At 70.7% G+C, this 13,872-nt stretch carries 11 protein-coding genes and 2 pseudogenes; 6 read left to right on the plus strand and 7 right to left on the minus strand.

Features of this window, described 5'->3' with window-relative positions; translation table 11 throughout:
- Position 1 precedes the first annotated feature (1 nt).
- The 4 genes from iolD to iolC all read right to left on the minus strand — a co-directional run bounded on the left by iolD (position 2) and on the right by iolC (position 4,708).
- Positions 2-1,873 carry a 3D-(3,5/4)-trihydroxycyclohexane-1,2-dione acylhydrolase (decyclizing) gene (iolD, locus tag AAFF41_RS06675; protein WP_343323657.1) on the minus strand — a complete coding sequence of 624 codons (1,872 nt, stop codon included), beginning with the start codon at positions 1,871-1,873 and terminating at the stop codon, positions 2-4.
- Complete coding sequence (iolB, locus tag AAFF41_RS06680; RefSeq protein ID WP_319745927.1) at positions 1,873-2,757, minus strand: 5-deoxy-glucuronate isomerase; 885 nt, start codon at positions 2,755-2,757, stop codon at positions 1,873-1,875. The genes iolD and iolB overlap by 1 nt, the downstream gene beginning before the upstream one ends.
- Positions 2,758-2,828: 71 nt before the next feature.
- Positions 2,829-3,707, minus strand: a complete 879-nt coding sequence (locus AAFF41_RS06685; protein WP_097283329.1) for a Cgl0159 family (beta/alpha)8-fold protein — start codon at positions 3,705-3,707, stop codon at positions 2,829-2,831.
- A gap of 29 nt (positions 3,708-3,736) precedes the next feature.
- Positions 3,737-4,708: a 5-dehydro-2-deoxygluconokinase gene (gene iolC, locus AAFF41_RS06690; RefSeq protein WP_319745926.1), complete on the minus strand. Its 972-nt coding sequence runs from the start codon at positions 4,706-4,708 to the stop codon at positions 3,737-3,739.
- A 292-nt stretch (positions 4,709-5,000) separates the two neighbouring features.
- On the opposite strand from iolC, the gene AAFF41_RS06695 reads away from it, so the two are divergent.
- The 4 genes and pseudogenes from AAFF41_RS06695 to AAFF41_RS06710 all read left to right on the plus strand — a co-directional run bounded on the left by AAFF41_RS06695 (position 5,001) and on the right by AAFF41_RS06710 (position 8,922).
- Complete coding sequence (locus AAFF41_RS06695; protein ID WP_075025793.1) at positions 5,001-6,020, plus strand: sugar ABC transporter substrate-binding protein; 1,020 nt, start codon at positions 5,001-5,003, stop codon at positions 6,018-6,020.
- Positions 6,020-7,095, plus strand: a pseudogene (locus tag AAFF41_RS06700) (ABC transporter permease). The gene AAFF41_RS06695 and the pseudogene AAFF41_RS06700 overlap by 1 nt, the downstream one beginning before the upstream one ends.
- Positions 7,096-7,103: 8 nt before the next feature.
- Complete coding sequence (locus tag AAFF41_RS06705; RefSeq protein WP_343323658.1) at positions 7,104-8,018, plus strand: ATP-binding cassette domain-containing protein; 915 nt, start codon at positions 7,104-7,106, stop codon at positions 8,016-8,018.
- 1 nt (position 8,019) lies between these two features.
- Complete coding sequence (locus tag AAFF41_RS06710) at positions 8,020-8,922, plus strand: sugar phosphate isomerase/epimerase family protein (protein WP_343323659.1); 903 nt, start codon at positions 8,020-8,022, stop codon at positions 8,920-8,922.
- Positions 8,923-8,986: 64 nt separating this feature from the next.
- Here AAFF41_RS06710 and AAFF41_RS06715 read toward each other — a convergent pair whose 3' ends face one another.
- Positions 8,987-9,889 carry an aldehyde dehydrogenase family protein gene (locus AAFF41_RS06715; protein ID WP_343323660.1) on the minus strand — a complete coding sequence of 301 codons (903 nt, stop codon included), beginning with the start codon at positions 9,887-9,889 and terminating at the stop codon, positions 8,987-8,989.
- A 51-nt stretch (positions 9,890-9,940) separates the two neighbouring features.
- On the opposite strand from AAFF41_RS06715, the gene AAFF41_RS06720 reads away from it, so the two are divergent.
- Entirely contained in the window at positions 9,941-10,930 is a 990-nt protein-coding gene (locus AAFF41_RS06720) for an SDR family oxidoreductase (RefSeq protein WP_343323661.1), read from the plus strand.
- On the opposite strand, the pseudogene AAFF41_RS51520 reads toward AAFF41_RS06720, so the two are convergent.
- Positions 10,905-12,114, minus strand: a pseudogene (locus tag AAFF41_RS51520) (CaiB/BaiF CoA transferase family protein). The gene AAFF41_RS06720 and the pseudogene AAFF41_RS51520 overlap by 26 nt on opposite strands.
- Positions 12,115-12,141: 27 nt before the next feature.
- On the opposite strand from AAFF41_RS51520, the gene AAFF41_RS06735 reads away from it, so the two are divergent.
- On the plus strand, positions 12,142-13,314 hold the full coding sequence (locus AAFF41_RS06735; protein WP_054232976.1) for an acyl-CoA dehydrogenase family protein: 1,173 nt from the start codon (positions 12,142-12,144) through the stop codon (positions 13,312-13,314).
- On the opposite strand, the gene AAFF41_RS06740 is transcribed toward AAFF41_RS06735, so the two are convergent.
- Positions 13,311-13,805: an HIT family protein gene (locus AAFF41_RS06740; RefSeq protein ID WP_343326262.1), complete on the minus strand. Its 495-nt coding sequence runs from the start codon at positions 13,803-13,805 to the stop codon at positions 13,311-13,313. The two genes, AAFF41_RS06735 and AAFF41_RS06740, sit on opposite strands and share 4 nt — an antisense overlap.
- Between the last annotated feature and the right edge of the window lie 67 nt (positions 13,806-13,872).

The following is a 13,872-nucleotide window of genomic DNA, read 5'->3' on the forward strand; positions in this document are numbered from 1 at the left end:
ATCAGAGGTGGCGGCGGCGGTCGGCGACGTGGCCGTCGTACCGTTCACGGGCACTCGACGCGGCGTCGCGGGAGGCGACTTCGGCGACGGGTACGTCCCACCAGGCCTCGGCGGGCGGAGCGGTGGGCGTCGGGTCGGTCTCGACGTACACGCAGGTCGGCCGGTCCGAGACGCGTGCCGCGGCCAGGGCGTCGCGCAGTTCTCGTACGGTCTTAGGGCGGATGACGTCCATGCCGAGGCTCGCGGCGTTGGCGGCGAGGTCCACCGGCAGCGGGGCTCCGGAGAACGTGCCGTCGGCGGCGCGGTAGCGGTAGGCGGTGCCGAAGCGTTCGCCTCCGACCTCCTCGGAGAGGCCGCCGATGGAGGCGTAGCCGTGGTTCTGGATCAGGACCAGGTTGACGGGCAGGCCCTCCTGGACGGCGGTGACGATCTCGGTGGGCATCATCAGATAGGTGCCGTCGCCGACCAGTGACCAGACGGGCGTGCCGGGGGCCGCCTGCTGGACGCCGATGCCGGCCGGGATCTCGTAGCCCATGCAGGAGTAGCCGTACTCCAGGTGGTACTGACGCGGGCCGCGCGCCCGCCACAGCTTGTGCAGGTCACCGGGGAGCGAGCCGGCCGCGTTGATGACCACGTCGTCGTCGCCGACGACGGCGTCCAGGGCGCCGAGGACCTGCGTCTGGGTGGGCACGGCGGAGTCCTCCGCCCGGTAGGCGGCCTGGACGACCTCCTCCCAACGCGCCTTGCCCGCGCGGTACTCGGCCGCGTACGCCGCGTCGACCCGGTGGCCGGACAGCCCCTCCGTCAGCCCCTCGAGCCCCGTCCGCGCGTCCGCGACCAGCGGCCGGGCGGCGAGCTTGTGGGCGTCGAAGGCGGTGATGTTGAGGTTGACGAACCGCACGCCCGGCTGCTGGAACAGCGTGTTCGAGGCGGTGGTGAAGTCGGTGTAGCGGGTGCCGACCCCGATGATCAGGTCGGCGGTGCGGGCGATGTCGTCGCTGACCGCGGTGCCGGTGTGGCCGATGCCGCCGAGGTCGGCGGGGTGGTCGTGACGCAGGGAGCCCTTGCCCGCCTGGGTGGAGGCGACGGGGATGCCGGTGGCGTCGACCAGGGCCTTGAGCGCTCCTTCGGCCTCGCTGTGGTGCACTCCCCCGCCGGCGACGATCAGGGGGCGCTCGGCGGCGCGGATCGCCCGTACGGCTTCGGCGAGTTCGTACGGATCGGCGACGGGACGGCGTACGTGCCAGACGCGCTCGGCGAAGAACTCCTCCGGCCAGTCGTAGGCCTCCGCCTGCACGTCCTGCGGCAGGGCGAGGGTGACCGCACCGGTGTCCGCCGGGTCGGCCAGCACCCGCATCGCGTTCAGCACGGCCGGGATCAACATCTCCGGCCGGGTGATCCGGTCGAAGTAGCGGGAGACGGGGCGCAGTGTGTCGTTGACGGAGACATCGGCCTCGACGGGGTGTTCCAGCTGCTGGAGCAGCGGGTCGGCGGAGCGCGTCGCGAAGTAGTCGCCGGGCAGCAGCAGTACCGGCAGGCGGTTGATCGTCGCGAGGGCGGCGCCGGTGACGAGGTTGGTGGCGCCGGGACCGATGGACGTGGTCACGGCCTGCGCGGAGAGGCGGTTGAGCTGGCGGGCGTAGCCGACCGCCGCGTGCACCATGGACTGCTCGTTGCGGCCCTGGTGGAAGGGCATGGTGTCCTCGCCGGCCTCCAGGAGTGCCTGGCCGATGCCCGCCACATTGCCGTGGCCGAAGATGCCCCAGGTGCCGGCGATCAGCCGGTGGCGTACGTCGTCGCGCTCGCTGTACTGCGCGGACAGGAAGCGCACCAGCGCCTGGGCTGTCGTCAGGCGACGGGTGGTGGTGCTCATCAGGACCTCTCGGGGGCGGTGTAGAGGGGCAGGCGGGGGTCGACCGGCCGCTCCGGCCAGGTGTCACGGATCCAGGCGTGGTCGGGGTGGTCGCAGATCAGCCAGGCGCGGTCGGTGCCGGGGCCCGCCATGACGTTGAGGTAGTACATGTCGTGGCCGGGCACGGCCATGGACGGCCCGTGCCAGCCGTCGGGGATGAGGACGACGTCGCCGTCGCGCACCTCGGCCAGCACATCGGTGTGGGCGCCGTGGCCCGAGGGCGAGACGCGCTGGTAGCCGAGGCCGGGTGTGCCCTCGTGGGGGGCGAACTCGAAGTAGTAGATCTCCTCGAGTTCGGACTCCTCGCCGGGCCGGTGCTCGTCGTGCTTGTGCGGCGGGAAGGAGGACCAGTTGCCACCTGGGGTGATCACCTCGACGGCGATCAGCTTGTCGCACTCGAAGACCCCTGCGGCGCCGAAGTTGTTGACCTGGCGGGAGCAGGAGCCGCTGCCGCGCAGTTCGACGGGGACGGAGGAGGCGGGCCCGTAGCGGGCGGGCAGCCGGCGGGTGCAGCGGGCGCCGGTGAGCGCGAACCGGCCGCCGTCGCGCGAGGCGATCGAGACCTGGGCGTCGCGGGGCACGTACGCGAAGTCGCTCACGCCGCTGAAGACGCTCTCGCGCCCGGCGAGCCGGAACGTGTCGCCGCCGACCGCGACGGTGCAGCCACCCGAGAGCGGGAGCACGATCCACTCGCTGTCGCCGGTGTCGAAGGCGTGCCAGCCGCCGGCGGGCAGTTCGAGCACCCGCAGGCTGGAGTGGCCCCAGCCGGCCGACTCGGGAGTGACGTCCACCGCGTAGACGTCGGCGGCGGCCTTGCCCGCGGGCAGATGGTGCGTGGTGGTCATCGGGAGGGGCTCCTCTACGGGAATCAGAGCGCGCCTTCGGGAGGCGGCGAGTCGGCGCGGGCGGGTGGGAGTCAGAGCAGGCCGACCGCGGTGTCCACCGCGGTCTCCACGCTGCCCTCGGCGGGGTAGAGCAGCGAGCGGCCCACGACCATGCCCTGGACGGTGGGCAGCCGCAGGGCCTTGCGCCATCTCTCGTACGCGCCCTCCTGGTCGCCGCCGACCTCGCCGCCGAGCAGCACGGCGGGCAGGGTGGAGGCCTCCAGCACCCCGGCCATGTCGTCGGGGTCGTCGGTGACCGGGAGCTTGAGCCAGGTGTAGGCCGAGGTGCCACCGAGGCCGGAGGCGATGGCGATGGACCGGGTGACGGCCTCGGCGCTCAGGTCGTTGCGAACCTTGCCGTCCACCCGGCGGGATATGAACGGCTCGACGAACAGCGGCAGTCGGCGGGCGGCCATGTCGTCGATGGCGCGCGCGGTGGTCTGCAGGGTCTCCAGGGAGCCCGGGTCGTCGTAGTCGATGCGCACCAGCAGCTTTCCGGCGTCGAAGCGCAGCCGCTCGATGTCCTGGGCGCGGTGGCCGGTGAAGCGGTCGTCCATCTCGAAGGACGCGCCGGACAGGCCGCCGCGGTTCATGGAACCCATCACGACCTTGTTCTCCAGAACGCCCAGGAGGAGCAGGTCCTCCAGGATGTCGGCGGTGGCGAGCACCCCGTCCACCCCGGGCCGGGCCAGCGCGACGCAGAGTCGTTCGAGGAGGTCGGCGCGGTTGGCCATGGCCAGGCGGTGCTCGCCGACGCCGAGCGCGCCGCGCGCGGGGTGGTCCGCGGCCACGATCATCAGGCGACCGCTGTCACCGATCAGCGGGCGGCGGACCCGGCGCGCGGCCGCTTCGGCGATGGCCTCCGGATGCCGGGCGCGCACCGTGGCGAGGTCGGGGATGCTGATGCTCAAGACAGGCTCCGTTCAGGGGGTGGCGGCGGTCAGCCGCGCGCGAGGAGGCCCTCGACCTCGGACTCGGTGGGCATCGCGGAGGAGCAGGCGAGACGGGAGGCGACGAGCGCGCCGGCCGCGTTGGCGTACCTGATGGTCTTCTCCAGCTCCCAGCCGGACAGCAGACCGTGGCAGAGCGAGCCGCCGAACGCGTCTCCGGCGCCGAGGCCGTTGACGACCTCCACCGGGACCGGCGGGACCTCGGCGACGGTGCCGTCGCGGTGGACGGCCAGGACTCCCTTGGGGCCCTGTTTGACGACGGCGAGTTCCACACCGGCCGCCAGCAGGGCTTCGGCGCAGGCGCGGGGTTCGCGTACGCCGGTGGCGATCTCGCACTCGTCGAGGTTGCCGACCGCGACGGTGGAGTGCCGCAGCGCCTCGGCGTAGTACGGGCGTGCCTCGTCCGGGTCGGACCAGAACATGGGCCGCCAGTCGAGGTCGAAGACGGTGGTGCCGGACTTGGCGCGCGTCTTCAGTGCGGCGAGCGTGGCGGAGCGGCTGGGCTCCTCGCTCAGGCCGGTGCCGGTGATCCAGAAGATGCGGGCCGCGCGGATCGCGAAGAAGTCCAGCTCGTCGGTCCGGATCTCCAGGTCGGGTGCCTTGGGCCGCCGGTAGAAGTAGAGAGGGAAGTCGTCCGGCGGGAAGATCTCGCAGAACGTGATCGGCGTCGGGTAGGCGTCGACGGGTGTGACCCAGCGGTCGTCGACGCCGAACTCCTTGAGCGCCTGGTGGAGATAGGTGCCGAAGGGGTCCTGTCCGGTGCGGGTGATCACCGCGGTGGACCGGCCCAGGCGTGCGGCGGCCACCGCGACGTTGGCCGCCGAGCCGCCGAGGAACTTCCCGAAGGACTCGACCTGCGCGAGCGGCACACCCGTCTGCAGGGGATACAGATCGACGCCGATGCGTCCCATGGTGATGACGTCGAGGGATTCGGCGTCGAAGGATTCAGCGGACTCAGGCATGCGTGACGCTCCTGATGCGTGGGATGCGGGCAACGGGGCGCCCGGTGCCTCTTAGGTGTAGGACCCACGGCCCTCCCCTGTCAAGACTTTGTACGGACATTCGGACCTGCTCAGGAAATGATGTCTTAACAAAGTATTGACAGGGGGGTGTGTCAGGGGCTTGTATCCCGTCCCAACGAAGCAGCCGAGTCACCCGCATCGACCCGGACGTCCTGTCCGAGCTCAGCACGGGCCCAGCGCCCCGGCGCCGTCCCGTTCCCTTTCCCCTGTCGCACAGTGAGGTGCTGGAAAGATGGACCGCACGTTTCACCCCCGTACCCGCAGAATCGCCCCCCTCGTCGCGACCGCGGCGGCATCCGTGCTGCTCATAGCCGGCTGCTCCAGCAGTTCCGGCGGAAAGAAGGCCGAGGAGAGCGGGGCGGCGGTGTCGGCCGGCAAGGCCGACACTCCCCGTATGACGGTCGCGCTGGTGACCCACCAGGCACCCGGCGACACGTTCTGGGACATCGTCCGCAAGGGCGCCGAGGCGGCGGCCGCCAAGGACAACGTGAAGCTGGTCTACTCCGCCGACCCGAACGCGGGCAATCAGGCCAACCTGGTCCAGAACGCCATCGACCAGAAGGTCGACGGCATCGCGATCACCCTGGCCAAGCCGGACGCCATGAAGGACGTCGTGAGCAAGGCGACGTCGGCCAAGATCCCCGTGGTCGGCCTCAACTCGGGCGTCAGCGACTGGCAGAAGCTGGGTCTGATGGAGTTCTTCGGCCAGGACGAGACGGTGGCGGGTGAGGCTCTGGGCAAGAGGCTGAACTCGGAAGGCGCGAAGAAGGCCGTCTGTGTGATCCAGGAGCAGGGCAACATCGGACTCACCCAGCGCTGCGACGGAGTGAAGAAGACCTTCAGCGGCAAGACGGAGACCCTGTACGTCAACGGCACCGACATGCCGTCCGTGAAGTCGACGATCACCGCCAAGCTCAAGCAGGACAGCGCCATCGACTACGTCGTCACGCTCGGCGCCCCGTACGCCCTGACCGCGGTGCAGTCGGTGGGTGACGCCGGCAGCAAGGCGAAGATCGCCACGTTCGACCTCAACAAGGACCTGACGGGTGCCATCAGCAAGGGCACGATCCAGTTCGCGGTCGACCAGCAGCCCTACCTCCAGGGCTACCTCGCCGTCGACTCGCTGTGGCTCTACAAGACGAACGGCAACTACAGCGGCGGCGGTGAGCAGCCGATCCTGACCGGCCCGGCGTTCGTCGACAAGTCCAACGTCGACGCCGTCGCCCAGTTCGCCGCGAAGGGCACCCGGTGATGGGCATGGCCCAGCAGGCTGAGCCGGCGGTGACCACACCGCCGGCCCCGGCCCGAAGGAGACCGACGGGCGGACCGCGCAGCGCTCCCTGACGCTGCGGCTGCTCGCCCGGCCCGAGGTCGGCGTCTTCCTCGGCGCCGTGGCGGTGTTCGTCTTCTTCCTGATCGCGGCGCCGTCGGTGCGCTCCGGCAGCTCGATGGCGACCGTCCTCTACCAGTCGTCGACGATCGGGATCATGGCACTGCCCGTGGCCCTGCTGATGATCGGCGGCGAGTTCGACCTGTCGGCCGGCGTCGCCGTGATCACCTCGGCTCTCACCGCGAGCATGATCAGCTACCAACTGACCATGAACGTCTGGGTGGGCGTGATCGTCGCGCTCATCGTCTCGCTGGCGGTCGGCGCGTTCAACGGCTGGATGATGGTCCGCACCGGGCTACCGAGCTTCCTGGTCACTCTCGGCACGTTCCTGATCCTGCAAGGCGTCAACCTCGCGGTCACCAAGCTGATCACCGGGAACGTCGCGACCGACGACATCAGCACCATGGACGGCTTCGACCAGGCGAAGAAGGTCTTCGCCTCCTCCTTCGACGTCGGCGGCGTCCAGGTGAAGATCACCGTCGTGTGGTGGCTGGTCTTCGCGGCCATCGCCACCTGGGTCCTGCTCCGCACCAAGTACGGCAACTGGATCTTCGCCATCGGCGGCAACCAGGACAGCGCCCGCGCGGTCGGCGTACCGGTCACCTTCACCAAGATCACGCTCTTCATGATGGTCGGCTTCGGCGCCTGGTTCATCGGCATGCACCAGCTGTTCTCCTTCAACACCGTGCAGTCCGGCGAGGGCGTCGGCCAGGAACTCATCTACATCGCCGCGGCGGTGATCGGCGGCTGTCTGCTGACCGGCGGCTACGGCTCCGCGATCGGACCGGTCTTCGGCGCCTTCATGTTCGGCATGGTCAACCAGGGCATCGTGTACGCCGGTTGGAACCCCGACTGGTTCAAGGCCTTCCTCGGCGTGATGCTGCTCGGCGCCACGCTCATCAATCTGTGGGTCCGCCGCGCGGCGACCCGGAGGTGAACCGACCCATGACAACCAACGGATCCGGACCCGCCGGCGCCATCCTCCCGGACGCTCCGCCCGCGGACGGCACCGCCCCGATCGTCGAACTGCGCAGCGCCGGGAAGGCCTACGGCAACATCCGTGCCCTGCACGGAGTCTCCCTCGCCGTCCACCCCGGCCAGGTGACCTGCGTCCTCGGCGACAACGGCGCCGGCAAGTCCACCCTCATCAAGATCATCTCCGGCCTGCACCAGCACACCGAGGGCGAGTTCCGCGTCGACGGCGTCCCGGTGCGTTTCTCCACCCCGCGCGAGGCCCTCGACAAGGGCATCGCCACCGTCTACCAGGACCTCGCCACCGTCCCCCTCATGCCGGTCTGGCGCAACTTCTTCCTCGGCTCCGAGATGACCAAGGGCCCCTGGCCGATCCAGCGCCTCGACATCGACCGCATGAAGAAGACCGCGGACGAGGAACTGCGCAACATGGGCATCGTCCTCGACGACCTCGACCAGCCCATCGGCACCCTCTCCGGCGGCCAGCGCCAGTCGGTGGCCATCGCCCGCGCCGTCTACTTCGGAGCCCGCGTCCTCATCCTCGACGAGCCGACCGCCGCCCTCGGCGTCAAGCAGTCCGGCGTGGTCCTGAAGTACATCGCCGCCGCCCGCGACCGCGGCCTGGGCGTCATCTTCATCACCCACAACCCGCACCACGCGTACATGGTCGGCGACCACTTCAGCGTCCTGCGCCTCGGCACCATGGAACTCAGCGCCGCTCGCAGCGAGGTCAGCCTGGAAGAGCTGACCAACCACATGGCCGGCGGCGCCGAACTCGCCGCCCTCAAGCACGAACTGGCCCAGGTCCGAGGCGTCGACGTCGAGGAACTCCCCGAAGCGGAGGACCTCAAAGCACCCGTGGCGGCCACTCCCGAAGGGACCTCCTGACATGACCGCTCCCCTGGACCGCATCCGGGTCGGCTCCGCGCCGGACTCCTGGGGCGTCTGGTTCCCCGACGACCCCCAGCAGGTGCCCTGGGAACGCTTCCTGGACGAGGTGTCCGAGGCGGGCTACTCCTGGATCGAGCTCGGCCCCTACGGCTATCTGCCGAGCGACCCGGCCCGGCTCACCGCCGAGATCGACAAGCGCGACCTGAAGGTGTCGGCCGGTACCGTCTTCACCGGGCTGCACCGCGGACCGTCCGTCTGGGACGCCACCTGGGAACACGTCAGCGAGGTCGCCGCGCTCACCCGGGCCATGGGCGCGAAGCATCTGGTGGTCATCCCCTCCTTCTGGCGGGACGACAAGACCGCCGAGATCATCGAGCCGCCCGAGCTGACCGCCGAGCAGTGGGCCCACCTGACCAAGGGCATGGAACGGCTGGGCCACGAGGTCAAGGAGACCTACGGCCTCGACATCGTCGTCCACCCGCACGCGGACACGCACATCGACACCGAGGACCACGTCGAGCGCTTCCTCGACTCCACCGACTCCGACCTGGTCAACCTCTGCCTGGACACCGGGCACTACGCCTACTGCGGCGGCGACAGCGTCAAGCTCATCGAGACGTACGGCGAGCGCATCGGCTATCTGCACCTCAAGCAGGTCGACCCGGCGATCCTCGCCGACGTCGTCAAGAACGAGGTGCCGTTCGGTCCCGCCGTGCAGCGCGGCGTGATGTGCGAACCCCCGTCCGGTGTACCGGAGTTGGAGCCCGTTCTGGTGGCCGCCCAGCGTCTGGGCGTGGACCTGTTCGCCATCGTCGAGCAGGACATGTACCCCTGCGAGCCGGACAAGCCGCTCCCGATCGCCGTACGCACCCGCAAGTTCCTGCGCTCCTGCGGCGCCTGACCCGTCCCGGCACCCCCGCCCGCAGCCGCCGGCATCCGGATGTCCGCTCCGTGAGGCGGCCTCGTCAGCCCGACGAGGCCGCCTCGGGCGTGTAGGGGGTGTCGTTGGTCTCCAGGTACTCGTGGAAGCCGAACTCGCCCCACTCCCGCCCGTTGCCGCTCTTCTTGGGTCCGCCGAACAGGCAGCCGAAGTCGAGCGCGTCGCTGATCGCGACCCGTCCCGCCCGGATGCGACGCGCCACGGCACGCGCCTTCTCCAGGTCCGGGCCCGCCACAAAGCCGGCGAGACCGCACTCGGTGTCGTTCGCGATCTCGACGGCGTGGTCGACGCTGTCGTAGCCGAGGATCGTCACCACCGGCCCGAAGATCTCCTCGCGGGCGACGGTCATGTCGTTCGTGACCCGGGCGAACACGGTGGGCTTCACGTAGTAGCCCCTCTCCAGCCCGTCCGGGCGTCCCGGGCCGCCGGCCACCAGGGTGGCGCCCTCGTCGATGCCCTTTCGGATCAGCGCCTGGATCCTCTCGAACTGGGCCCCGAGACCACCGGTCCCCTCACGAAGTCGCCCTTGGGGGTCGCCCACGGTGATCCCGGACGCCGTCCCCCGGGCGATGACGATGGCTTCGTCCATCCGGGCGGCGGGGACGCGCATCCGTGAGGGCGCGCTGTACGTCTGCCCGGAGTTGCCCATCATGGTGGCCACGCCCTTGCCGACGTTCTCGGCGAAGGCCTCGTCGTCGAGCACGATGTTCGGGCTCTTGCCGCCGAGTTCCTGAGTCACCCTCGTCGTCGTCACCGTGGGCGCGGCGTTCCTCGCGATGTCGATGCCCGCGCACGTCGAACCGGTGAAGGAGATCATGTCGACGTCCGGGTGACCGGCGAGCGGCACCCCCACGCCGGGGCCGTCGCCCTGGACGAGGTTGCACACACGCGCCGAGTCCGAACCGCTCGACGCCGTCCGCCGGACCATGGACCTCGACCTGCTGGCCCCGTTGCTGCTCGCGCAGGCCGTGTTCCCCCCATGCGCGCCCTGGGCCGCGGCGCGATCGTCCACGTCTCGTCCATCAGCGGCCGGGTCGGCATCCCCGGTATCCCACAGGCCTCGTACGCGGCGAGCAAGGCCGGCCTGTCCGGTCTGAGCGCCGAACTCGCGGTGCGGTGGGCGCGGCATTCGATCCGGGTGAACACGGTCGCCCCCGGCTTCTTCCGCAGCGAGATCACCGGCCCGCTCTACGAGGGGGAGCGCGCCGCCGAGTACCGGCGCCGCAACACTCCGCTGCCCAAGGAGGGGACCGCCGACGACATGGCTGCGCGGTCCTGTGGCTCGTCGGCGACGCCGGAAGCTATGTCACCGGGCAGACGGTCGTCGTCGACGGCGGCTGGACCGCCCGCTGACAGCACCTCCTGCCGAGTGAAGGGAAACGGCTACGCTGAGGTCATGCCGTCCACACGTCGCACAGCGCGCCAGACCGACCTGCTCGAAAGGCTGGTCGCCCTGCTGGCGGCGGAAGGTTTCGCCTCGTTCACGCTCGACGAGCTGACCGAACGGCTGCGCTGCTCGAAGACGACGTTGTACCAACTGGCGGGCAGCAAACAGGAGTTGGTCCGCGAGGCCGTGAAGCACTACTTCCGGAGCGCGGCCGAGGCCATCGAGAAGCAGGTGGCGGACACCTCGGCGCCCGCGGAGCGCGTGGTGGTGTACCTGAACGCGGTCGCGCAGCAGTTGAGGCCGCTGTCCCGGCGATTCCTCGACGACATGGCCGGATTCGAACCGGCCCGCGAGGTGTACGAGGCCAACACTCGCCTGGCCGCGGACCGGATCAGACAGCTGATCGCGGACGGCGTCGCCGCCGGCGCGTTCCGTGACGTCCACGCCGCGTTCGTGGGCGAGGTCGTCGCCGCCACCATGCAGGAGATCCAGCGCGGCGAGGTGTCCGCGCGCACGGGGCTGACCGACGCGGAGGCGTACGCCGAGTTGGCGTCGCTCATCGTGCACGCGGTCTCGCCCTGACCGCGGGGGTGGCGGCCGGGGAGCCGACACCCCAGTCCCGCAGCACCGACTCGGTGTCCGCGCCCGGCGCGCCCGGGGCCGAGGGCCGCCGGTTGGGCGTGCGCGAGAAGCGCGGGGCGGGGGCGGCCTGGAGGATGCCGTCGACCTCGACGAGGGTGCTCCGGGCCGCCACGTGCGGATGCGCTCCCGCCTCCGCGAACGTCAGCACGGGGGTGACGCACGCGTCCGTGCCGGCGAAGTGCGCGGCCCACTCGTCGCGCGTACGGGAGGCGAACCGCCGCGCGAAGCGGGCGCGCAGCGCGGGCCAGCCGCCTCGGTCGCCCTGGGCGGACGGGTGGACCCCGGCGATGCCCAGTCCCTCCAGCAGCGCCGCGAAGAACTGCGGTTCGAGTGCGGCGACGGCCACGTACTTGCCGTCGCCGCACTCGTAGGTGTCGTAGAAGGGGGCGGCCCCGTCGAGGAGGTTGGCGCTCCGCTCGTCGGACCACTCGCCCATGCCGCGCAGCGCGTACGTCATCTGCCCCAGCAGGGCGGCCCCGTCGACCATGGCGGAGTCCACGACCTGCCCGGCCCCGGAACGTGCGCGCTCCCAGAGCGCGGCCAGGACGCCGCAGGAGCATGGACCCGCCCCCGAAATCTCCGACCAGATTGAGCGGCGGGGGCGGCGGATCACCGGCACGGCCCATCGCGTGGAGCAGCCCGGTGAGACCGATGTAGTTCAGGTCGTGCCCGGGATCCTGGGCGAGCGGGCCGTCCTGACCCCAGCCGGTGACGCGTGCGTAGACGAGCCCCGGATTGTCCCTGCCGCAGTCCTCGGGGCCGACGCCGAGGCGCTCGGCGACGCCCGGCCTGAGGCCCTCGATCAGCACATCGGCCCGGGCGGCGAGCGCCCGTACCAGCGCACGTCCCTCGGACTCCTTGAGATCGGCGAGCACCGACCGGCGGCCGCGCCGCACGATGTCGGGCGCGTCCTGCGGGCCGAGCCGCAGCGCCCGGCCGGAGGGCCGCTCGACGCGCACCACGTCGGCGCCGAGATCGGCCAGCACCATGGCCGCGTGCGGAGCCGGCCCGAGTCCCGCGAGTTCGAGGACGCGTAGACCGACGAGGGGACCGGCGGATCCATCGCTGGACTGCATGGCATCACGGTACCAAAAACGATACTGTTGTATCGCTCGCCGTATCATTGATTTCTGAGCGACCGAGGAAATCCCATGCCAGCTACCCGCACGCTTCCCACCCCGGAAGCGGTCGACCTGATCGGCCTGACCCGTGAACTCGCCGAGAAGGAGCTCGCGCCCCGCGTCGTCGAGGCGGAGGCCGAGGAGAAGTTCCCCCGCGAGGTCTTCCGCACGCTCGGCCGGGCGGGCCTGCTGAGCCTGCCCTACGCCGAGGAGTACGGCGGCGGGGACCAGCCCTACGAGGTCTATCTCCAGGCCCTCGAGGAGATCGCCGCCGTGTGGGCCAGCGTCGGGGTCGGCGTCTCCGTGCACGCGTTGTCCTGCTTCGCCCTCGCCGCCTTCGGCACCGAGGAGCAGCGCAAGGAGTGGCTGCCCGACATGCTCAGCGGCGAGCTGCTCGGCGCCTACTGCCTGTCCGAGGCCCACGCCGGTTCCGACCCCGCCGCGATGCGCACCCGGGCCGTCAGGGACGGCGACGACTACGTCCTGAACGGCGCCAAGGCGTGGACCACGCACGGGGGGCACGCGGACTTCTACACGATCATGGCGCGTACGTCCGACGCGGGCTCGGGCGCGATCTCCTGCTTCCTCGTCCCGGCCGACACCCCCGGCCTGATAGCCGATCCGCCCGAGCACAAGATGGGCCTGACCGGGTCGGCCACCGCGACCATCCGTCTGGAGGACGTGCGCGTCCCGGCGGATCGCCGGATCGGCGAGGAGGGCCAGGGACTCAAGATCGCCTTCGCCGGGCTGGACTGCGGACGACTGGGCATCGCGGCCGTGGCCACGGGCCTGGCCCAGGGAGCGCTGGACCACGCGCTGCGCTACTCGCGCGAACGGGAGACCTTCGGCCGCCCGATCATCGAACACCAGGGCCTGGCGTTCGTCCTCGCGGACATGGCCGCGGCGGTCCAGGCCTCCCGGGCCACCACGCTCGCCGCCGCCCGGCTCAAGGACCAGGGGCTCCCGTTCGCCTGCGAGGCGTCCATCGCCAAGCTGATCGCCACGGACAACGCCATGAAGGTCACCACGGACGCCGTCCAGGTCCTCGGAGGCGCCGGCTACACCCGCGACTTCCCGGTCGAGCGCTATATGCGGGAGGCCAAGGTCATGCAGATCTTCGAGGGCACCAACCAGATCCAGCGCCTGATCATCGGTCGCGCGCTGCGGGAGAGCGACCGGGGCACCCTCCGGGTCCAGAACTAGGGTCCGTCCGGCGGACCCCAAGAGTGCGGGAGCCCGTGAAGCCGGGCTCGTAGGGCGCGGGCCATGCGGTCCGCGCCTTCCGCTGTCACCCCCTCCGTCTCCGGGCGGTCCAGGAGCCCGAAGATGCCCGGCCCGCGGTGTGCGGCGGGCAGATCCGCCCCGCGCGGCACGATGTGGAAGTGCACGTGCGCGAAGCCCTCGGACTCGGCGAACTGGACGACGTAGGTCTTGAGGCAACCCGTCACCCCGCGCAGCGCCCTGGAGAGCCCGACCTGCCATACCCCCAGGGCCCCGGCCTCGGCGTCGGTGAGGTCGTGGACGGCCGTGACGTGCCGCCGCGGCAGCAGCACCAGCCAGCCGGGCACCGCGGTGTTGAAGCTGTGAGCCACCCGCCAGTACTGGTCGAACGCGATGCGTTCGCGTGGCGGTAGTTCGTCGAACCGCGCTTCCTTGCCGCATGCGTAGCAGGGGGAGTCGTCATGCCCCGGGATCGTAGAACGGACTTCAACCGCGGCACCAGCGGTGACACTTCACGGTACAGATCTCGGCACGGATCAC

Origin of the sequence: Streptomyces mirabilis (assembly GCF_039503195.1) — a bacterium.
Lineage (GTDB): Bacteria > Actinomycetota > Actinomycetes > Streptomycetales > Streptomycetaceae > Streptomyces > Streptomyces mirabilis_D.